Below are 20,945 nucleotides of genomic sequence, written 5' to 3'. Positions count from 1 at the left end.
GACAGCTCAGGCAGCCGCGGTGTCAGTAAGATCACCAGCATGGGCGAGCTAGAAGCAGCGGTTCAGTATGCGATGGAGTTTAGTCCTAGTAAGAAGGTGATTGTGGAGGAGTTTATTGAAGGGATCGAGCTAGGAGCGCTTACATTTAGTGTAGATGGAAAAATGGTTTATTGCTTTGTTCATAATGATAAAGTCTTGAAGATTGTACCAGTTGGACATTCTTTTCCATCTATATTGCCTATTGAACGAGTTGAAAGAGTGCAAAATGAATGCAAAAAAGCAATCACTAGTCTTGGCATCAAAAATGGTCCTTGTTACGTTGATCTAATCATTGATACGAACGGCATCCCTTTTGTGATTGAAGTAGGAGCAAGACTGGCTGCTACAAAACTACCTGAAATTATCAATCTTTATTCAGGAATAGACTTAGTTGCGCTTACTGTCCAATTAGCCAGTGGGCAAAAAGTAGAATGCTCACCAGTGACAAGAAGTGAAGCAGTAGCTGTAGAGATGATCAATTTTGACCACGATGGAATCATAAAAAAAATAGGTGATCTCTCCCTTCTCATTCAAAAATATCAGCCAACCGATTTCGAACTTTACTTATCAGAAAAGCAATCAATCGCGAGGCTTAAGTCTGGTAGGGATCATTACGGCTATGTCATTTTCACTGGAAAAAGCGCTGCTGAAGCTGAAAAGAAATGCACACAATTCTTACATGAATTAAAGAAAGAGATCCTTTTTCAGCCGTTATCAATGGAATCTATTTAGTATGAAGGTGGTTCATGATGTGAGTGATCGTACCAAAGTTGATATTGCGCCTCTGCGTCAGGCAGATCTTCCGTTTGTTTACGAGTGGACAAAAGAGTGGTTGGGCTCTGAGCACCCAACCGCTTACTCCTTAACGATCTTTTCGAGCAAAGGTTATACTCGCTTTTTAGCTCATCAGCAGTCACTTCCTTTGTCTCATCAGCCGAGCCGATTATTTGGCGCTTACCGCGGAAAGCAGTTACTAGGTTTTATCGAAATTCGTCTCATGACAGATTGTTTGTTTATTAATAATTTTTGCGTGAGAAAGGAAGCTCGTGGCCAACGCATCGGTCAGGTATTGATCGATTATGCTGTATCGTTAGCACGGGATTGTCAGCTTCCTGCCATTCGTTTAGATTGTTTTGCTTGGAATGAAAAAGCGCTGAGCATGTACATGAAAGCGGGGTTTCAAGTGCTGGAATCGATCCATTGGTTTATTGGAAAGAACCCATCGGCAACAGAAAAAAACAGCGAGGACTTTCTGATCGAAGGTTTTTCAAAGGCAGAAGCCAGTCATAAAGAGTTCGGTTTTTCTCATTTTCAAGTGCGTACTACGGAACATTTGTATAGTGTCCATCGTCTGCATGATCAATATTTTCGAATGACGGCCCACGAAAAAGAGGTAGATCCCGTCCATTTAAGTATTCTTTCGCAAATAGATGCGGAACGATTGATTTTTGTCATTAGTCCAAGTGCAGAATTACACGGGTCAGGCTGGAATGAAGTCAGTAAAAGTGTGAGGTTAGAGCGGTTCGTTTAGGTGATGGCGCATGACAACATTCTAATTGAGGTGAAAAATTGTGTATGAGGTATTTAATGTTTGGGAAAGCGAGACATGGAATGAGTATATAAATAAGATGCAGCAGGCAGATGTTTATTTTACAGCTGAATATTGTCAAATTTATGAGAATAATGGGGATGGAAAAGCGCAGCTATTTGTGTACACAGAAGGTGATAAGTGCATTTGCTATCCATATTTATTACGAAGGATTGATGAGCAGTTATCGAATGTCCGCACAAGCGACGAATGGTTTGATATCACTTCACCATATGGTTATGGTGGTCCGTTGACCAACATAACTGATCGACAGGAAAGGCAGGCTTTCTTTCAAACATTTAGTCGTGTATTTAGCGACTATTGCCAAAGCCAACATATTGTTTCGGAGTTTATTCGGTTTCACCCTCTAATTGAAAATCACCAATATTATGATGCAGCAGCACCGGAAATGAATCGCAAAACAGTCGCACTTAAGTTAGAAAATTGTGAAGAAGCGATGATGAAAAGTTTAACGAGTAAATGCAGAAATCGAGTGAGATATGCGATGAAACAAGGGTTAACCGTACATAAAGAGGAATCGGTTCATTTAGATTGCTTAATAGATCAATACATGAAAACAATGAAAAAAAATCAAGCAGATGATTACTACTTTTTTAGCAGAAAATTTTTTGAGGATACGTTGCAATTACTGGAAGGAAGTGTAGACTTATTCACTGTCAAGTATCAAGATCAAGTGATCGCATCAGCTATTTTTCTGCGTTACGGCGAATATGTGTCGTACCATTTGACAGGCTCCGACCAGCAATACCTACATTTAGCTCCTTACAATTTACTCATATTAACGGCAGCGATGGAGTTCGGGAAGCAGGGGTATAAATACCTTCACTTAGGTGGAGGATACAATGGCAATGATGACTTATTAAGATTTAAAAAGACGTTTATTAAAAATGATCCCATTGATTTTTATATCGGAAAGAAAATACATAATACACATATTTATCACCGCTTAACTCAGCATGTCGATGAAAAAGAAGATTACTTCCCTTTATATCGCCAGCCTTTATTGAAACAACTTGAGACCGTATAAAAAAGAGCCTGCTCGGAGGCTCTTTTTTACTGTGCTTTCATTGTTGTTTTTTCTATTGGAGCAAAGGATTTTGAAGGTTTATTGCTAATCCCTACTTTGCCGACTAAATAGGCTCCGAAAGGCAATTTGTTGACGATGTATACAGCACCGACACTTAAGATTATTGTTGCAAAAAATAAAACAGGAACTGCCACTAATGGAGGAATCCATCCCCATAGGCCTCTCAGACTAGCAAAAATCGCTAAGAAAAACGGATGAAATAAATAAATCCCAAAGGAGTATTTACTGACCCAGACGAAGAATGCTGGCACTCGCGGAAGCCGCATTGCAATGGAATAAAGAAACAAGATCATGCTTGTTGTGAAAAAGAGCATATCGACACGTTTAGATGAAGCCACAGGAAGAACTTCTAGATTATAAAGCGTGATGGCGATTGCTCCGAAAATGATGACAGAAATGGTAGCCCAGTGCCGGTATGTCAAAACAAGTTGTTTGAAAGATTCGTAGTAACGTCCGCTATAAAAAGCCAATGAAAAATAGAACAGCCATCCAGCAAAAGGAACCCAATAATACTGCGCCCAAATGTAGTCAGCGAAAGGAATAGGTAACGGTGGCACGAAATTAAAGAAAGCTAAATACGCAAGATTGATGCACAATGACAAGCCAATCACTTTTCTAGGATCGGTTTGCTGAAAATACTTGATGAAGATGAGATGAAGAGCATAAAACTGAAAAATAATTAAGATGAAATACCCATGATAGTCTCCAAGCAAAATATGCCGCCAAAGCAAATGGAAAAAAGTCGCCGGTAAGGCATCACTCAGTCCTGCCTGTTCAAATGCTTTTGCAAAAGCATAGAAACTGCCAAAAAACAAATAAGGCAAGAAAATATATTTTATGCGATTTTGCCAAAAAGACCGAGGCACTTCCCCCTTATATGAATAGGAGAGAACAAACTCAGAAATAAATACAAATGTAGGCGTACCAAATGTAAGCAGTACGCTAATCATATTGACCGCATCATTCTCATGCATATACACACGATCCAGCACATGAAGCAACAAAATACTCAAACAAGCTAGACTCCTCATCATAAAAATCTCATTTATAAGAACTCTTTTTTGCACTGTTGTCCACCTCAAAAAAATCATTCTATTTGTTTAATGAAAAGAACAAAAATGTTCTTTATAAAGAATATTACTATGCAGGAAAAGAAAAGTAAAGTAAGTTCATTTTGTATAATTTGGAAGGGGATATGTGTGGACCAGTCATGTGAAAACATTAGGCGCACTCACACCTCCGCATCAACCGACAAAATTCGGGTGGTGCCTGTCACCCCCCGATTCTTTGCTCATTTGGAATTTCGTGCTATTCTAAGGGTAGGTATGTACATTGGTAAAGGAGTTTAAAATGGATGGAAAGAAGATCGAGGGTTAGCAGGAGGAAGAGTAAGAAGAAGTTGTTTTTGATTGTATTACTGTTGGTGTTGGCCATTGGAGGAGGGGTTATTTTCGCTGCGTACTCGCTGCTGAATAACACGTTAGATAGCATTGTGAATGAACACGCACTGAAGAAATCGGAGAAGCGGGAAGAGCAGGTTTCTTTGAAAAATAAGGAAGCATTCACCGTTTTACTTTTAGGGGTAGATGAACGCGCAGGGGATAAAGGGCGCTCGGATACGATGTTACTTATGTCGGTCAACGGTCAGGAAAATTCTGTGAAAATGCTGAGCATCCCGCGTGATACTCGTGTCGAAATTGCGGGAAAAGGCACGAAGGACAAAATTAACCATGCATACGCTTTTGGTGGAGTGGATATGTCCGCAAAAACGGTTGAACAATTTCTGGATGTCCCGGTAGATTACTACGTTGAAATTAATATGGACGGCTTTAAAGATTTAGTCGATGCTGTCGGCGGCATCGAAGTGGAAAATACCTTTGCTTTCTCTTATGACGGAGCGACCTTCCCTAAAGGAACAATCACATTAAATGGGGAAGAAGCGCTGAAATATACGCGCATGCGCTATGAAGATCCGCAAGGTGACTTCGGTCGACAAGCTCGCCAACGCCAAGTTATTCAAGGTATTCTCGATAAAGGAGCGAGCATGACATCCATTTTGAAATACAATGAAGTATTAGGCGCTCTTCAAAAGAACGTGCAAACGAATTTAACCGTAGATGAAATGATGAGCATCCAAAAGAACTACGCAGCAGCAAGAAATAACATCAAGCAAGAAACGATCGAAGGAACAGGCGAAAAGATCGATGGTGTGTACTATTATTTAGTGCCTGACGAAGAGAAAGAGCGCGTGTCTGATATGTTAAAACAACATTTGAATATTCAATAAATAAAAAATACACGGGGGACAACCGTGTATTTTTGTGACCATTTTCAGGTTTCAGGAAATGTCGAACGAAATGACCCCTATCCAACCCACAATCATAGTATTCTGTTTATAATTATAACTTTATGGGAAGAGGGGGATACGATGATTGACTTGCATTGTCACATTTTGTCTGGTGCAGATGACGGAGCTGCATCGAATGCAGACAGTTTGGCCATGGTGCTAGAGGCGGAAAAACAGGGAATCACAAAAATAGTAGCCACCCCACATCACAAAAACGGCCTCTATGATAATGAAAAGAATGAGATTGTCATGCGTGTGGCTAAATTAAATGAAGAGATTCGCCATGCTGGACTAAATGTACAAATACTACCTGGACAGGAGATCAGGATGTATGGAGAGTTAATTGAAGACTATGATCATCATAAGCTGCTTACCGTAGGTGGCAAATCATCTTACTTGTTAATTGAATTCCCATCCGGCTACATTCCGCAATACGCTGAGAAAATGTTATTCGACATTCACATGAAAGGGCTGATCCCAATCATTGCACATCCAGAACGCAATCAAGAGATGATTGAACACCCTGACAAATTATATAAGCTCGTGATGAATGGTGCTTTAACCCAAATTACCGCTGCTTCTTACATCGGCCATTTTGGGAAAAAAATTAAAGGATTTACTGAACAATTGATTGAGGCCAATCTCGCCCACTTTATCGCATCAGACGCACATAACACAAGCAACCGCACCTTTCATTTAGCAGAGGCGTACGATAAGCTACAATCACAAATGGGAGAGGATGCTCTTTTTTATTTCCAACAAAATGCAAACTATGCGATTGATGGCCAACCTATACATAAAAAACTGCCTTCACCCATTCGAAAGAAAAAGAAGTTTTTTGGTGTTTTTTAAAAATACGCCGCACAATCCGAGAGATTGGATTGTGCGGCGCATTCATTATTTTTTAACCAAACTAACCAAAATAGAAGTCGTTTTCCCGTTCGCTGTTCCCTTGATAAAGCCTACATTCGGAGCATAGTAACTGACATAGCCATCACTCGATTTGACAGTGACAACATTTTTGAATGTACCTGCTGGGGTTGTCACGGTACCATTGATGGATGTGATTTTGCTAGTCTCTTGACCTTCATAGCTGTAATCCCACGTTCTCCCGACTTTTAATGGATAGGCGATTTCTGTGTAATACTCTGATTCAGGCCAGCCTAGATATAGCCCTTGATTATCTTCTCTGACTATAAAGGTTTCTTTAGTGGTGTGAGAAATCCATTTGTCCCATTCATAATATTTTCCTCGGTAACTAGATTTGTAGAGTTTTCCGTCGGTTTTATATATGTACACCTTCGTTTTATCCATCAAATAACTGTACATGCGTAAATACTTTGTCATGATATAGGCTTTTTTCTTGTTGTATCTAATTTCCGACCATCCGTTTTTCGTTTGGGCATAGACGGTAACAGGTGCGTTGTTTTTCAAGGAACCGACTGTTTTATAAGTGGTGCCTGGGCCGCTGCGAACGTTTAAGGTACCACTAGTAATGCTGACCCACCCGTTTTTCGTTGTGGCTGCTTGTGTATTTAACGGCTGAGATGGCCAAGCGATTGAGAAGACAAAAGCGATAGCTAATGCAATTTTCAGCATTTTATTCATAACCCGGATTTTCCTCCTTTTTTGTTTTTATTCGGAATTATTATACTTTTTTGTTCTTTTATAAGTAAATAAAAGTAAGGATCATCTGGTTATCAGATGATAGATGCATGATCCTTTTGTGGGCAATGGCCAAACAATGACGGTCGCAGAAAGAAGCGATTACATACAAGTTGACTCACAAGGAACAGTCGATATAGAGAGAACAATTGAATGGTTGAAGAGGATGCAGTTTTGAGTGTGAGACCTCCGATGTTTTGGAGAGTTCTTCGATGGTTCCAAAGCTTTCCTCCATCTTATTTACCGACGCTAGGCACCATCTGAGAATGTGGGATGGTGCCTAGTCATTCTTTTCATTAATGATCCAAAAAATTTTTTTATTCACCTATGATTTCTCTCCCATTGTTGATGAAGCCCTCCATACAAATACTCATAGCCGATCAGCGCCAGTTCTAAGGCGATTCTTTTTTCCTGTGTGGAAAAGATGTTTCCAATCGCTTCTTCAATTTTCTCTAGGCGATGGTAGAGGGTTTGTCTAACGATATAGAGTGCTTCTGCCGTTTCTTTTTTCTTGCCGTTGTTCATGAGGTAATACTTTAATGTGCGCAGTAGCGGCTCTCGTTTTTTCTTGTCCATGTGAAGCAATGTGCCGAGGTATTGGTGAATATAGTCTTCTAACGTTCCGCTTTCTTCCATGTGAACAATCAATTGGTAGCTGTGCAAATGTTCAAAGGCAGGGATTGGCAGTTGGCCTACTCGATGTTGGACGTGTAACACCGTCTGGGCGCTTTTGTAACTTTTGTTGGCGTCTGTTAACTGGCACACAAGCTGTCCGATGGCATAGGTGTCTAATCCGAGTTCTTGGGTGTGCTTGAGCTGGGTGAAAATCTTGATGATTTCTTTGTGGATGCTTTCTAGCTGCGTAAGTGATTCAGGGGGGAAAAGAAGAAAGACCGTTTGATGGTGAAGTCTGGATACGACGAGTTGAAATCCGCTATGTTCAAATAGGGATCGGGCAATCATCAGCTGGCTGAAGAATTTTGTGTCTGAATAGCTGGGCATGTTTATTTCGCAAAGGGCCACGAGAAGTCTACTTGGGCGCGTCAAGCCAATGGACTGTTTAATATTGGATTGAATCGCTTCTTCTGTTAACCGTCCTTTCAGCCATTTACGTACCCAATTGTCTTCCTGCCGTCGTCTTTGCTCTTCGTAATACATGGATTGCATCACTTCTTGAGCAATGGCGGTCACCCCTCGGTCGAGTGAGAGGATTTCGAAGTCGGTTAATTCGGTTTCTTTCTTGGAACGAACGAAGAGGTAGCCGAATGTTTGACCGAGAAAGTCAATTTGGCGGATGTGACTTGCCGGATAGCTATTGATCAGTTGCTCAGGAGCTGTCCTCCATTGGGCAATGAGGGGATCTTTTGTTTTTTTGGCGCATGGCGGAACGAATAATGCTTCCCCTTGTTTCGGAAAGAACATGACCTCAAGTCCGGTAAAACGGTGAAGGATGGTGAGCAAGTCTTGCCGCCCTTTCCCAGAGAGCAGGGAAGCGTTTAGCTTTTCGGATAGCTGTTCGAGTTTCTTGACCATTTGATGATGTTCATGAATGAAGATGGAGTGAAGGTCTTGGGTGATGTCGATATAGCGCACTTCTTTCTTAAATAAAATGAGGGGGAAATCATGTGTTTTCGCTAGCTGAATCACGGATTCCGGTAAGGTTTTCGTGTAATTGACGAGTTCGATGACTAAGCCGGCAGCGGATTTGTCGATGAGCTGTTGCAGAAAAGAGAGGCATATTTGTTCATCATCTTGCCAGCCGATGCCGGTGCTGAGAATTAATTCATTGCCATTAATGAGCTGGCCGACGTTGGTGACTTCCATAATATGTACCCAATTGACGCTCCGCTGCAAGGCTTTGTCTGTAGCAATGACAGTCGCTTCTTGAAACAGGGGCCGAGTAATCACATCTTTCATCAATAACTGTTGGAGTACAGCTGGTCCCATTTTTGCACCTCCGATTAAAGTTCAGAATGTTTAGTTTATTTATGATTTATTTTACATGATGTCTAATGAATAGCCAATAATTATCCCATAAAATGAAGCTAGCTATTAAAAAAGGAGGAATATACGATGGATTTACAAGCGGTCGATGTTAAAATGCTGAAAAACTATATTGATGGGCAATGGGTGGAAGCATCTGTCAATCGATATGAGGATGTACCGAACCCGGCAACAGGAGAGGTGTTGGCTCGCGTTCCGTTCTCATCGATTGAAGATGTAAGCGCTGCCATCAAAGCGGCGAAAGAAGCGTTCAAAACTTGGAGTACGACACCTGTTCCTATCCGAGCGAGGGTGATGTTTAAGTACCATCAACTTTTGAACGAGCATTATGACGAACTGGCAGAGCTAATCACATTAGAGAACGGAAAAACGAAAAAGGATGCTCATGGGGAAGTGCTGCGCGGCATGGAGTGTGTCGAGTTTGCCGCAGGAGCTCCAAACCTCATGATGGGAGAGGTGCTTCCGGAAATTGCTCAAGGAATTGAATCAGCGATGTACCGTTATCCAGTGGGTGTCGTAGGTGGGATTACACCGTTTAACTTTCCAATGATGGTTCCGCTTTGGATGTTCCCGCTAGCGATCTCTTTAGGGAACACTTTTGTGTTAAAACCGTCTGAACGTACGCCGATGTTAGCGCAGTGCTTAGTGGAGCTAATGACAGAAGCGGGGCTACCTAATGGGGTGTTGAATCTCGTCCATGGCGCTCATGATGTGGTGAACGGGCTAATGGAGCATCCGGATGTTCAAGCGATTTCTTTCGTTGGTTCGCAGCCAGTAGCGGAATATGTGTATAAGCAATCAGCAGCCAATGGCAAACGAGTGCAGGCGTTAGCCGGAGCGAAAAATCACTCAATTGTTTTACCGGATGCTGATATGGATAAAGCGGTCCAAGGCATTATCGGAGCGGCGTTTGGAAGTGCGGGTGAGCGCTGTATGGCGTGCTCGGTCGTCGTTGCGCCGGAGGACATTGCCGATGATTTAGTCGCGCGATTGAAACAAGCGGCTGATGAGATTGAAATGGGGAATGGGTTGAATGATAATAGCTCGCTCGGGCCTCTCATTCGAAAAGCCCATTTAAAGAAGGTGACGAACTACATTCAAACGGGCGTGCGGGAGAAAGCAGTATTGGTGCGTGATGGCCGGAAAGATCAAGCGGATCATGAAAGTGGTTTTTTCTTAGGTGCAACAATTTTTGACTGTGTGACGCCGGAGATGACGATTTGGAAGGAAGAGTTATTTGCTCCGGTGTTAAGTGTGGTGCGGGTGAAAGACCTAGATGAAGCGATTGAATTAACGAATCAGTCGGAGTTTGCGAACGGTGCAGTGATTTATACGAATAACGGCAAGGCGATTCGTCAGTTCCGCGAGACAATTGATGCTGGCATGTTAGGCGTCAATGTGAATGTCCCTGCTCCGATGGCCTTCTTCCCGTTCTCCGGATGGAAGAAATCCTTTTATGGCGATTTGCATGCGAATGGAAAAGATGGAGTTCAATTTTATACGCGTAAAAAAATGATGACGTCGCGCTTTTTCTAAACTTTTTGAAAGAAGGTGAACGGCATGAAAATAAAAGGAACGCCAATCAATCAATCCGTCAAAAAGGAAGAGGTTCTTGCTAAGGATCGGGAGTATGTGTGGCATCATATGTCGCAGCACAATGACCATCCGATGGTGTTTGTGTCGGGGAAGGATAGCTGGCTCGAAACGATTGAAGGAGAGAAATATATTGATGGATTAAGCGGCTTATGGTGCGTCAATATTGGACACGGGCGAACGGCGGTAGCCGAGGCGGCGGCGAAGCAGATGGGGACGCTCGCTTATTCGCCGATGTCGCAAAGCCACGTTCCCGCTGTGGAATTAGCAAGCAAAGTGAGTGACTGGCTCGGAGGGGGCTATCGTATTTTTTATTCCAATTCCGGCTCCGATGCCAATGAAGTAGCGTTCAAGATTGCCAGACAATATTTCGCTCAAACAGGAGAGCCGACCCGCTATAAAATTCTTTCCCGTTATCGCGCCTATCACGGCAACTCTATTGGCGCGATGGCTGCGACAGGGCAGGCCATTCGCAAAACGATGTATGGACCGACTCCTGATGGCTTTAAACATGTTCCACCACCGTATTGTTATCGCTGTCCATTTGGGCAAGAGCGAGGTAGCTGCCAGTTTGAATGCGCATCCGCAATTCGCGATGCGATAATGTGGGAAGGGCCAGAAACGGTGGCGGCGATTATTTTAGAGCCAACGATTACAGGCGGCGGCATGATCGTTCCTCCGAAAGAGTACATCGAGCAAGTGCGCGCCATTTGTGATGAGTTCGGCATTTTAATGATTGTCGATGAAGTCATTTGCGGATTTGGTCGTTCAGGCCGCCGGTTTGGTCATCAAAATTTCGATGTGAAGCCGGATATCGTGACAATGGCGAAAGGATTGACGAGTGCGTATGCGCCTTTATCGATCACAGCCGTTCGTTCCGAGCTTTATGACACATTCAAGGAAAAAGACGGGCTTCATCATTTCCGTCATGTGAACACGTTCGGGGGGAACCCTGTTTCCTGCGCGGTTGCGTTAAAAAATATCGAAATTCTTGAATCGGAAAAGTTGGTAGAACGAGCGGCAGAGCTGGGCAAGCAGCTGGAGATGAAGCTCGATCATTTGAAATCGTCTCCATACGTGGGAGATATCCGTATGTTTGGCTTCGCTGCCGGCATCGAACTTGTTGCTGACAAACAAACGAAGCAGCCGCTTAGCGATCAGCTCGTTGGTAAAGTTCTAGCCATCTGTAAAGAAAATCAAGTCATCCTCGGCAAAAATGGCGACACGGTACCAGGACATAACAACATTATTACGATTGCGCCACCTTTCGTGCTCACAGAGCAAGAACTCGATTTGATCGTGAGTGCATTGGATAAGGGGCTGCAAGCAATATAGGAAAGAAGCCAAGTAACGGCTTCTTTTTTTGTATTTTTCCTCAATAGGACCGCAATTGCGTACTCCCCAGCTTTTTCACAATATTAGTGATAACTGGACAGATAGCTAGTGTTATAATGTAAGGAAGGTATATTTATATGGAGGCAAGGAGTTTGAATATAAGGAAGAAGTGGACGTTGCGTTCGCTCATTGTCGGATTGGTGGTGCTCGTCGTTGTGTTGGCACTGGCGATTACGAATGGATTAATTGCGCATCAGACGACGGAGAAGACGCGGGCTCACATTGAGAAAACGGTGACGATGACGTCGCGGTTAGTGGCGGATTCAGCTGTTATTCATAATGGATTATTACATAAAGAGAAAGAGTCGGATATTCAGCCGTATGTGGAACATGTGCGAAAGCAGCTGCACGTTGATTTTATTACTGTTTTTGATGAGCGGGGCGTGCGGAAGTCTCATCCGAACCGTCAAAAAATTGGGCAAGTGTTTCAAGGGGAGGATGTGGATCAGGCGTTACATGGAGAAGAATGTTTATCCATTGCTGAAGGATCTTTAGGTAAATCGCTCCGCTATTTTACGCCGGTGTTTGATGAAAAAGGGCGGCAAATTGGGGGAGTGGCCGTTGGGAAGACGCTTGAAAATATCCAATTGGACATTCGCCATGATCAACAAGTGATTTATGTGGGGTTAAGCGCAGGTTTGCTTGTGGGTGTGGGCGGTGCGCTGTATCTTGGCCGCCGTGTGCGCAAGGTGATGTTTGGACTTGAGCCGATGGAAATTGCCAGGTTGCTTGAGGAGCGGGACATTTTGATTGAGTCTACGCACGAAGGAATTATTGCAGTGGATAGTCAAGGTGTGGTCACATTGATGAATGAAGCGGCCGTTCGTTTACTTGAAAAAGCTGGCGTCTCTGGGCCTTTTATTGGGTATCAAGAACCGCGGATGAATTTAGGGCAGACGTTGACGAATGGGCAAGCAATTGTAGATGAGGAAGTGGAAGTGAACGGCGTTGTTTTCTTTGTGAATCGCTCTCCTTTATATGTAGATGATCAAATCATTGGCGCTGTGGCGACGATTCGCGATAAAACGGAAGTGAAAAAGTTAGCCGAGCGATTAAGCGGGACGGAGATGTATGCGGAAGCACTGCGGGCGCAAACGCATGAGTTTATGAATCGCTTGCATGTGATTTTAGGGATGGTGCAAATGAAGCGGTACGATGCTCTTCCTGCCTATATTGAAGAGCTGAATGTGCGTTATCAAGATAGCATTGGCTATTTATCTAGGAGGATTCAAGATCCGGTGATTGCCGGCTTTTTGCTGGCGAAAATCAGTTATTGCCATGAACAGGAGAAGGAACTGACGTTAATGGAGGATTCGTTTATGCCGAATGTGTTAAGCCCTTCTTTGACGCATGATCTCATTACGATTATCGGAAATTTAGTGGATAACGCATTAGAAGCGACGCCGAAACATGGCCGGCCAGTGACTCTGTTTCTCGGCTGCGAAGACCATATGATCACGATTGAAGTGAAAGATCATGGCAAAGGGATTGCGAATGTCGATGAAGTGTTTATGAAAGGCATCTCGGACAAAGGCAAAGGACACGGGTTTGGCTTGTATCTTGTGCAAGAAACGATTCAAGAACTGCAAGGTGAGATTCATGTCACGTCGGAAAAGGACAAAGGAACGATTATTGAAGTGAATATTCCGATGCGAAAGGAAGGGAAAGAACGTTGATTCAAGTGCTGATTGCTGAAGATGATCCAATGGTGGCACAAATTAATAAACAATATGCAGAAGCGATTCCGGGGTTCTATGTGCAAAAGATCGTGACTTCCCCGGAGGCGGCTATGCAGGCGATTGAGACGAATCGTCCGGATCTGCTCTTGCTAGATATTTATATGCCGGGGATGAGCGGGTTGGAATTATTAAAAAATATTCGCCTGTTGAATAAAAGTATTGATGTGATCGTTATTAGTGCGGCGAATGATATGTTGAGTGTGCGGAAAGCGCTGCATTACGGAGCGGTTGATTATTTAATGAAGCCGTTTCAGTTTGATCGCTTTGAGCAAGCGTTGTTGTCTTATCAGCAGCGATATGAGATATATGCCCGTTCGGATGAGGTGAATCAAGGAGAGATTGATGAGCTCTTTTTTTCAAGGGAAAAGAAGGCGGTGCGTCAAGTGCTGCCAAAAGGGCTGACGAAGGAAACATTAAAGCTTGTATGGCTGTCAGTGGAAAAATGGCCGGAGGAAGATTTCTCCGCTGAGGATATTGCGTTTCATTCTGGCGTATCACGCGTGTCTGTCAGGAAATATTTGTCCTTTTTGCAGGAAATAGGCGTATTAGAAGAGCGGATTTCGTACGGCTCGGTTGGGCGACCGCAGACAAGATGCCGCATTGTGAACGAAAAACGCAGTAAAGTGCATCAGTATATCGATTGAAAGCGTTTGCTTTTTTTATTTTCAAAATTATTTTTTTGCTTACGTAATCTCTTTTTTTCAGTGAAATCCTTTACTCTTAAAGTAGATATAAGTAAGAGGGAGGTTCATCAATGAATCAGCTGACAGCAACGATTTGGCAAGAATGTTGGGATGCACATGATAAAATTAAACAGCTCCTGTTTTTCTCAGCTGCCAAAGAGAGCGAAACAGTAAAAAAGAAGCATCATTCTTCTTCCGCCAAGCAAGCGGAGCCGAATGAACCGCATGACAAACGGTCAATGACAAAAACGCAATGGGTTGGTTTATTGCTTGGGCCGTTATTGTTTGCGCTCATTCAGTTATTTTTTTCACCAGAAGGATTGTCGCCAGAGGCAAGAGCCGTTCTTGCGACGACGGTATGGATTGCCGTGTGGTGGATTACAGAAGCAATACCTATTCCGGTAACGTCGTTGTTGCCGTTAATTTTGTTGCCGATTACAGGAGCGGTGGATGGCAAAGCAGCATCTGCCGCTTATGGAGATCCAATTATCTTTTTATTCCTTGGCGGCTTTATGATTGCGATTGCCATGGAACGGTGGGATTTGCATCGTCGGATTGCGATGAATATTGTTGGTGTCATGGGAACGGATTCGAAAAGAATTGTGCTTGGTTTTATGATTGCCACTGGATTTTTGTCCATGTGGGTATCCAATACAGCTGCGGTAATGATGATGGTGCCGATCGGAACGGCGATTACTTATCAGGCGGCGCAAATTGTGAAACAATCAGGCAACCAGTCGATTGACATTAAAGGATTTGAAAAGACGGTCATTTTTGGTATCGGATTTTCAGGTACGATCGGCGGACTGGGCACACTGATTGGCACACCGCCGAACATTATTATGGCGGGGGCGATTGAGAATTTTTACGGCGTGAACATTTCTTTTGCGGACTGGATGATGATGGCGACACCGGTCGTGCTGATTGCCTTAATCTTCACATGGCTGTATTTAGTGAACGTTGCTTTTCCCATCAAATTTAAAGAATTGCCTGGTGGAATGGAACTGATTCGTGAAGAAAAGCGAAAATTAGGCAAGATGAGTTCAGAGGAAAAGCTTGTATTATTCGTGTTTCTATTCGCTGGGTTTATGTGGGTGACGCGCACCTTTTTGTGGGAAAATGAAAATTTCTTTGTTATTCCGGGCATCAGCGATACGATGATTGCCATGGTAGCAGCGATCTTGCTGTTTATTTTGCCATCGAAGAGCAAAGGCGGAGCTTTGCTTGATTGGACCGTCGCGCGCGAATTACCTTGGGGTGTGCTGTTGTTGTTCGGCGGCGGCTTAGCGATTGCCGCTGGCTTCGGAGAAACAGGACTTGCGACATGGCTTGGTGAGCAGCTGGTGGTATTAGAACAGTTCCCGCTATTCCTTGTGATTGTGCTTGTAACCGCTTTTGTCTTGTTCTTAACAGAAATCACATCGAATACAGCTACAGCCACTATGATTATGCCTGTTCTGGCTGCTTTGGCGATGGCGATCGATATTCATCCATTCGCGTTAATGATGTCAGCCGCTATGGCAGCGAATTGCGCGTTTATGTTACCAGTCGGTACACCGCCGAATGCGATTATTTTCGCTACGGGCAAAATTCAAATAAGCGAAATGATGCGAGCCGGATTTTGGGTCAATGTCATTGCTATTATTCTCATTGTCGGAGCGATCTACATCGGTTTGCCATTTATTTTCGATGTCAACATCAACGCCTTTCCGGCAGACTTTCGATAAAAAAGCACTAAGCCTGTTTTCATGAAAACAGGCTTAGTGCTTTTTGGGGATGCCGAAAAAATATCAAAAGAAGCGCTTCTATTGAAGTTGCCCGTTCATAAACGCGATGACTTCTTCCGCCGTTGACATAGAAAGGATCTGTTCGATATGCTCGCTCCAGTCCGCTTTGGCAAGTTGTATGATTTGGGATCGTGCTTGTAAGATCGAGGTGGCGCTCATCGAAAATTCATCCAATCCCAAGGCGAGCAAAAGGGGAATGGCGAGTTCATCTCCAGCCATTTCCCCGCACATGCCGACCCATTTTCCTTCTTTGTGTGCGGCATCAATAACGTGTTTGATGAGCCGAAGAAGGGCCGGATGGTACGGTTGGTATAAGTAGGCGACGCTTTCGTTGAGGCGGTCAGCCGCTAAGGTGTATTGAATTAAGTCATTAGTGCCAAGCGAAAAAAAGTCAACTTCTTTTGCGAACAAGTCGGCCATAATGGCAGTGGAAGGGATTTCGACCATGATGCCGACATCGATGTGGTCTGCTACTTCGATGCCTTCTGCTTGCAACTTTTGCTTTTCTTCTAAAAAAATCGCTTTAGCTTGTCGAAATTCACTTAATGTGGCGATCATCGGGAATAAAATTTTTAATTGGCCATATGTGCTCGCTCGCAGTAATGCCCGCAGCTGCGTTCTAAACATCTCTTGCATGCTTAAAGAGAAGCGGATAGCGCAAAATCCTAAAAATGGATTCTTTTCTTGCGGAAGTGATAAATAAGGCAGTTCTTTATCGCCGCCGATATCAAGCGTCCGAATGATTACCGGTTTCCCTTGCATTCGCTCTAGCACAACTTTATAAGCCTCAAATTGTTCTTCCTCTGTGGGAAAGGTGTTACGCCCCATATATAAAAACTCTGTTCGATACAGTCCGATCCCTTCCGCGCCGTTTTCGAGTGCACTTTTAACATCTTCAGGGGTGCCGATGTTAGCCCCTAGTTCAACGACGTGTCCATCAGCCGATATGGTTGGCTGGTGAATCAGCTGTGCCCATTCCGCTTTTTTCGCTTCATAGGCTAATTTTTTCTCTTCATATTTTTGCCGTGTCTCGGTTGTTGGATTGATGATGACTTTTCCATCAATTCCATCAATAATCACTGTGTCTCCGTGCTGAATGCGCGTCGTTCCTCTTTTCGTGCCAACAACAGCCGGCAATTCCATCGAACGAGCCATGATTGCTGAATGAGATGTTCGTCCGCCGTTATCGGTAATAAAGCCTTTGACAAATTGACGATTTAATTGGGCGGTATCGGAGGGGGCTAAATCTTTGGCAACGATGATGACCTCTTCTGTAATCGTCTTTAAGTCGGTAGAGTTGACATGTAAAAGATGGGCCAATACGCGTTTTGTGACATCTCGTATGTCGTCTGCTCGCTCCCGCATATAGGCATCTTCCATTGATTCAAACAAATCGATAAACGATGAGGACACTTCATTTAAGGCAAACTCGGCATTTACTTGTTCAGCGGTGATTTTGTCTTTCACTGGATGAATCAGTTCCGGATCGCTCAGCACGAGAAGATGAGCAGCAAAAATCGCCGCTTGCTCTTCGCCTAGCTGCTTACGAATATGTTCTTTAATGATTTCTAAGTCGGATATGGATGTAGCAATCGCCTGATCAAAGCGTGCGATTTCAGCTACGGGATCAGTAATTATGTTTTTGTCAACATTTAACTCGGGGCTCTCTAGTCGAAAGGCTTTAGCAATAGCAATACCGCTTGATGCTGCAATGCCTTTGATGTTTTTCTGGCTCATGAGAATAATCCTTCTTTTTCTGTCGTATGAATGATTGTTGCTTGATTGGCCATGTGCATTGTGCCTCCTCTATCAATCATTATTCCTCTTTACAGTTTACATCATAATTCATGTCTTTCCATAGCAACTTGTTTGATCTGGTCGCATACATAAAAGAGATGTCCAGAAAGTCGAAGAAATGGCTCGCAAGGTGAAAGAAGCATTCAGAAAGCCAGTTTTCACTGGCTTTCTGAATGCTTCTTAATCTTCACTTAAAAAGCCGATGACTCGCAACAGGTTAATGAACAAGTTTACGAAGTCTAAATACAAGTTCAATGCTAGTAAAGGAATGGCTTCTTCTGTAATTGTCATTTGTTTCATTTGGTTGAAGTCATACATGATATAACCGGAAAATAGCACTGTTCCGATTAATGAATAAACGAACATGGCCGTAGAAGAAAACGGCCAGAAAATGCTCATAATCGATAAGGTTATTAAAGCCAATAGCACCGTTAATAAAATGCCGCTTAAAAATGAAAGGTCTCTTTTTGTTTTTAGACCGGCAATCGCCATCACTCCGAATACGACAACGGTTGAAGCGAAAGCACCAACAACAACTTGCGCCCCAGAAGTAGCTAAATAATGAGCGACAATCGGGTAAGTCGTGATTCCTGAAATAAAGGTGAAGGCATATAGAAATGTGTAGCCTACGATTTTTCTTTTCCGTAAAAAGAAAGCGGCTAGTAACATCCCGATTTCAATGATGACTAATGGCAAAAACAATGCGGGCGGAACCATCGTCCCAATGAGCATCCCGATGACAGCAATCGTTAAAGAAAAAACAAATGTTTTCAGCACAGAGCTCATATAATTCGGCGTTTGTGCCTCAAATGTATATTGTGACATTCAATTCCCTCCTTTTTCTTTTATATACGATTATATCAGAAAAAAGGTTTCAACTTATAACAATAGGGAGCGTCGTTCTTTATAACGAATAAATAAGTCTATGTACCTATTATTTAATAATAGCGAATATGATATACTCCTCTTATAAAATGTTCTAAATAAAGAACGATAAAATTCTTTTTAGTGAATAGATCCTGAGAAGGAAATCGATATCGTTGGGGGCAGGCGAAGTATGGAGGAAACAATCAGTTTACGGGAATTAACTAGTATTGTGTGGAAGCGTATGAAGTTAATTGTGAGTATTACGTTTTTGTTTGCTTTGTTAAGTGGCATCATTAGTTATTTTGTATTAACGCCGGTGTATGAAACGTCTACTCAATTGCTTGTCAATCAAGCCAAATCTGGTCAGCAGCTGTACGAACAAGCGGATGTTCAAACGAATCTGCAGCTCATTAACACTTATAACGTCATCATTAAAAGCCCTGCGATTTTAGATAAAGTGAAGGCCAATTTGCAACTCGATGTTACGTATGATGAATTGAATAATCAAATTACTGTTCAAAATGAAACGGATTCACAAGTAGTGAATATTGCGGTTCAAGATACCGATCCGAAACGAGCCGCTATGATTGCCAATGAAGTAGCAACGGTGTTTCAAAAGGAAATCGTCAAGATTATGAATGTCAATAATGTCAGTATTTTAGCGAAAGCAGAAGGGTCAAAGGATATGGCCCCTGTGAAGCCGCAGCCATTATTAAATATTGCCATTGCCTTTGTCGTTGGTTTAATGGTCAGCATCGGACTGGCTTTCTTACTAGAATATTTAGATCAAACCATCAAGTCGGAACAAGATGTGGAACAAGCTCTTGATTTACCAACGATTGGAGTGGTTTCCGTCATTGGCACATCTGAACAGGGCATAAGAAAGTCCCGTTCAAAAAATAAGGCGGTAAGAGGTGAATCCGTTGGTTTTTAAACGAAGAAAAAAAACAGATCCCGACATGATGCAAAGGAAGTTAATTACTGTATTAGATCCTAAATCTCCCATTTCTGAGCAATTCCGTACCATTCGGACAAATATTATGTTTTCTTCCATTGATCAAGAAATCCGTTCATTAATTGTCACATCCCCCAACCCTGGGGAAGGAAAATCTACCACATCCGCCAATGTAGCGATTGTTTTCGCTCAGCAAGGAAAAAAGGTGCTGTTAGTGGATGCGGACTTACGGAAGCCAACGATGCATCATACGTTTGAGGTTTCCAACACCATTGGGTTAACGAATGTGCTGACCAGGCAGAAAGATTTATCTGTGGCTACTCAAGAAACAAGCATCAATCAACTGCATATTTTATGCTCAGGTCCGATTCCGCCGAATCCGGCAGAGTTGCTTGGCTCTTATATGATGGCAGAGTTTCTCCAGCAGGCTTACGAAGAATATGACATTGTGATATTCGATACGCCCCCTGTTTTATTAGTGACTGATGCACAAATAGTAGCTAATCAATGCGAGGCTTCGATTCTTGTTGTAAATAGCGGTCAAACCAATATAGATACAGCGGCGAAAGCGAAGGAAGTACTGCGATCGGCCAAAGCGAAAGTATTGGGTGTTGTACTGAATAATATGAGCAATAAGAAGCTAGGTTACGATTATTATTACGGCAAAAAGTAGAGTTATTTACAAGGAAATGGAGAGTACAGTTTTGCTAGAAGTGTACTAGAAACAGATAAAGAACTGGTAATGTCTCCTCACCACTATCAATGGAGGCACTCGGTTATACTGTGGGCGAGCATCTATCTGCGCCTTAGACGCGAGTCGTCGGTAGTATGACGTGAGGGCGGGTTAGATGCCCATTTTTCATGTCTAGAAATAAGGTTTTACTTTTAGATTATCTGGGGTGACACCTTCCGCTTTTCGATTGTCCAGCTACAGGCGCCAGCGACTAGTGGATTTCCATGCTCCTCCTTGCGATAAGTCAACATCGATTCACTAACGTTCATCGTGTTTCCTTTATCTCATGCGGATCATTCCAATCCATACGTCGCTAAACGGCACCTTCCGCTTTTCGATTGTCTAGCTACAGGCGCCAGCGACTAGTGGATTTCCATGCTCCTCCTTGCGATAAGTCAACATCGATTCACTAACGTTCATCGTGTTTCCTTTATCTCATGCGGATCATTCCAATCCATACGTCGCTAAACAGCACCTTCCGCATTTCGATTGTCCAGCTACAGGCGCCAGCGACTAGTGGATTTCCATGCTCGTCCTTGCGATAAGTCAACATCGATTCACTAACGTTCATCGTGTTTCCTTTATCTCATGCGGATCATTCCAATCCATACGTCGCTAAACAGCACCTTCCGCATTTCGATTGTC

At 43.1% G+C, this 20,945-nt stretch carries 18 protein-coding genes; 12 read left to right on the top strand and 6 right to left on the bottom strand.

What is annotated here, in order from left to right; genetic code table 11:
* The 3 genes from IRB43_RS10325 to IRB43_RS18080 form a co-directional block, all read left to right on the top strand.
* The coding region (locus tag IRB43_RS10325; protein ID WP_203363386.1) for an ATP-grasp domain-containing protein at positions 1-771 on the top strand (771 nt) is incomplete at its 5' end.
* A 19-nt stretch (positions 772-790) separates the two neighbouring features.
* Positions 791-1,570 (top strand): GNAT family N-acetyltransferase, encoded by a 780-nt coding sequence (locus IRB43_RS10320; RefSeq protein WP_203363385.1) that lies wholly within the window; start codon positions 791-793, stop codon positions 1,568-1,570.
* 40 nt (positions 1,571-1,610) lie between these two features.
* Positions 1,611-2,675: a GNAT family N-acetyltransferase gene (locus tag IRB43_RS18080; protein WP_203363384.1), complete on the top strand. Its 1,065-nt coding sequence runs from the start codon at positions 1,611-1,613 to the stop codon at positions 2,673-2,675.
* Positions 2,676-2,701: 26 nt separating this feature from the next.
* On the opposite strand, the gene IRB43_RS10310 is transcribed toward IRB43_RS18080, so the two are convergent.
* Positions 2,702-3,766, bottom strand: coding sequence for an acyltransferase family protein (locus IRB43_RS10310; protein WP_275296770.1), 1,065 nt, complete (start codon positions 3,764-3,766; stop codon positions 2,702-2,704).
* A gap of 323 nt (positions 3,767-4,089) precedes the next feature.
* Between IRB43_RS10310 and IRB43_RS10305 the strand changes: the two genes are divergently transcribed.
* Both IRB43_RS10305 and IRB43_RS10300 read left to right on the top strand, forming a co-directional pair.
* Positions 4,090-5,022 carry an LCP family glycopolymer transferase gene (locus tag IRB43_RS10305; RefSeq protein ID WP_203363382.1) on the top strand — a complete coding sequence of 311 codons (933 nt, stop codon included), beginning with the start codon at positions 4,090-4,092 and terminating at the stop codon, positions 5,020-5,022.
* Between the two features lie 141 nt (positions 5,023-5,163).
* Positions 5,164-5,934 (top strand): tyrosine-protein phosphatase, encoded by a 771-nt coding sequence (locus tag IRB43_RS10300; protein WP_203363381.1) that lies wholly within the window; start codon positions 5,164-5,166, stop codon positions 5,932-5,934.
* A 45-nt stretch (positions 5,935-5,979) separates the two neighbouring features.
* Here IRB43_RS10300 and IRB43_RS10295 read toward each other — a convergent pair whose 3' ends face one another.
* Both IRB43_RS10295 and IRB43_RS10290 read right to left on the bottom strand, forming a co-directional pair.
* On the bottom strand, positions 5,980-6,690 hold the full coding sequence (locus tag IRB43_RS10295) for an SH3 domain-containing protein (RefSeq protein WP_203363380.1): 711 nt from the start codon (positions 6,688-6,690) through the stop codon (positions 5,980-5,982).
* Between the two features lie 378 nt (positions 6,691-7,068).
* On the bottom strand, positions 7,069-8,694 hold the full coding sequence (locus IRB43_RS10290; RefSeq protein ID WP_203363379.1) for a PucR family transcriptional regulator: 1,626 nt from the start codon (positions 8,692-8,694) through the stop codon (positions 7,069-7,071).
* Between the two features lie 126 nt (positions 8,695-8,820).
* On the opposite strand from IRB43_RS10290, the gene IRB43_RS10285 reads away from it, so the two are divergent.
* The 5 genes from IRB43_RS10285 (at position 8,821) to IRB43_RS10265 (ending at position 15,888) form a co-directional block, all read left to right on the top strand.
* Positions 8,821-10,287, top strand: coding sequence for a CoA-acylating methylmalonate-semialdehyde dehydrogenase (locus tag IRB43_RS10285; protein ID WP_203363378.1), 1,467 nt, complete (start codon positions 8,821-8,823; stop codon positions 10,285-10,287).
* A 24-nt stretch (positions 10,288-10,311) separates the two neighbouring features.
* On the top strand, positions 10,312-11,679 hold the full coding sequence (locus IRB43_RS10280) for an aminotransferase (RefSeq protein WP_203363377.1): 1,368 nt from the start codon (positions 10,312-10,314) through the stop codon (positions 11,677-11,679).
* Positions 11,680-11,831: 152 nt separating this feature from the next.
* Positions 11,832-13,415 (top strand): DcuS/MalK family sensor histidine kinase, encoded by a 1,584-nt coding sequence (dcuS, locus tag IRB43_RS10275; protein WP_203363376.1) that lies wholly within the window; start codon positions 11,832-11,834, stop codon positions 13,413-13,415.
* Between the two features lie 5 nt (positions 13,416-13,420).
* A complete protein-coding gene (locus tag IRB43_RS10270; RefSeq protein ID WP_343070851.1) occupies positions 13,421-14,122 on the top strand; it encodes a response regulator in 702 nt (233 codons plus the stop codon).
* Between the two features lie 110 nt (positions 14,123-14,232).
* Complete coding sequence (locus tag IRB43_RS10265; protein ID WP_203363374.1) at positions 14,233-15,888, top strand: SLC13 family permease; 1,656 nt, start codon at positions 14,233-14,235, stop codon at positions 15,886-15,888.
* Between the two features lie 78 nt (positions 15,889-15,966).
* On the opposite strand, the gene ptsP is transcribed toward IRB43_RS10265, so the two are convergent.
* Both ptsP and IRB43_RS10255 read right to left on the bottom strand, forming a co-directional pair.
* Positions 15,967-17,685, bottom strand: coding sequence for a phosphoenolpyruvate--protein phosphotransferase (ptsP, locus tag IRB43_RS10260; RefSeq protein WP_203363373.1), 1,719 nt, complete (start codon positions 17,683-17,685; stop codon positions 15,967-15,969).
* 240 nt (positions 17,686-17,925) lie between these two features.
* On the bottom strand, positions 17,926-18,570 hold the full coding sequence (locus IRB43_RS10255; RefSeq protein WP_203363372.1) for a Bax inhibitor-1/YccA family protein: 645 nt from the start codon (positions 18,568-18,570) through the stop codon (positions 17,926-17,928).
* A 232-nt stretch (positions 18,571-18,802) separates the two neighbouring features.
* Between IRB43_RS10255 and IRB43_RS10250 the strand changes: the two genes are divergently transcribed.
* Both IRB43_RS10250 and IRB43_RS10245 read left to right on the top strand, forming a co-directional pair.
* A complete protein-coding gene (locus IRB43_RS10250; RefSeq protein WP_203363371.1) occupies positions 18,803-19,546 on the top strand; it encodes a YveK family protein in 744 nt (247 codons plus the stop codon).
* Positions 19,536-20,240 (top strand): CpsD/CapB family tyrosine-protein kinase, encoded by a 705-nt coding sequence (locus tag IRB43_RS10245; RefSeq protein ID WP_203363403.1) that lies wholly within the window; start codon positions 19,536-19,538, stop codon positions 20,238-20,240. Before IRB43_RS10250 ends, IRB43_RS10245 begins: the two co-directional genes overlap by 11 nt.
* 490 nt (positions 20,241-20,730) lie before the next feature.
* On the opposite strand, the gene IRB43_RS10240 is transcribed toward IRB43_RS10245, so the two are convergent.
* A complete protein-coding gene (locus IRB43_RS10240; RefSeq protein ID WP_203363370.1) occupies positions 20,731-20,871 on the bottom strand; it encodes a hypothetical protein in 141 nt (46 codons plus the stop codon).
* Positions 20,872-20,945: the final 74 nt, after the last annotated feature.

The organism is Bacillus sp. REN10, from assembly GCF_016820555.1.
Classification (GTDB): domain Bacteria; phylum Bacillota; class Bacilli; order Bacillales; family Domibacillaceae; genus Bacillus_CE.
Note: the sequence above shows the minus strand (reverse complement) of the source record. Positions and strands in the feature narration are given on the sequence as shown.

Bases quoted from the DNA above. Each gene is read 5' to 3' on its own strand.
- IRB43_RS10265 (WP_203363374.1), top strand. From the start codon at position 14,233: ATGAATCAGCTGACAGCAACGATTTGGCAAGAATGTTGGGATGCACAT.
- IRB43_RS10305 (WP_203363382.1), top strand. From the start codon at position 4,090: ATGGAAAGAAGATCGAGGGTTAGCAGGAGGAAGAGTAAGAAGAAGTTG.
- IRB43_RS10300 (WP_203363381.1), top strand. From the start codon at position 5,164: ATGATTGACTTGCATTGTCACATTTTGTCTGGTGCAGATGACGGAGCT.
- IRB43_RS10290 (WP_203363379.1), bottom strand. From the start codon at position 8,694: ATGGGACCAGCTGTACTCCAACAGTTATTGATGAAAGATGTGATTACT.
- IRB43_RS10240 (WP_203363370.1), bottom strand. From the start codon at position 20,871: ATGAACGTTAGTGAATCGATGTTGACTTATCGCAAGGACGAGCATGGA.
- IRB43_RS10255 (WP_203363372.1), bottom strand. From the start codon at position 18,570: ATGTCACAATATACATTTGAGGCACAAACGCCGAATTATATGAGCTCT.
- IRB43_RS10295 (WP_203363380.1), bottom strand. From the start codon at position 6,690: ATGAATAAAATGCTGAAAATTGCATTAGCTATCGCTTTTGTCTTCTCA.
- IRB43_RS10250 (WP_203363371.1), top strand. From the start codon at position 18,803: ATGGAGGAAACAATCAGTTTACGGGAATTAACTAGTATTGTGTGGAAG.
- IRB43_RS10310 (WP_275296770.1), bottom strand. From the start codon at position 3,766: ATGAGGAGTCTAGCTTGTTTGAGTATTTTGTTGCTTCATGTGCTGGAT.
- IRB43_RS10285 (WP_203363378.1), top strand. From the start codon at position 8,821: ATGGATTTACAAGCGGTCGATGTTAAAATGCTGAAAAACTATATTGAT.
- ptsP (WP_203363373.1), bottom strand. From the start codon at position 17,685: ATGAGCCAGAAAAACATCAAAGGCATTGCAGCATCAAGCGGTATTGCT.
- IRB43_RS10280 (WP_203363377.1), top strand. From the start codon at position 10,312: ATGAAAATAAAAGGAACGCCAATCAATCAATCCGTCAAAAAGGAAGAG.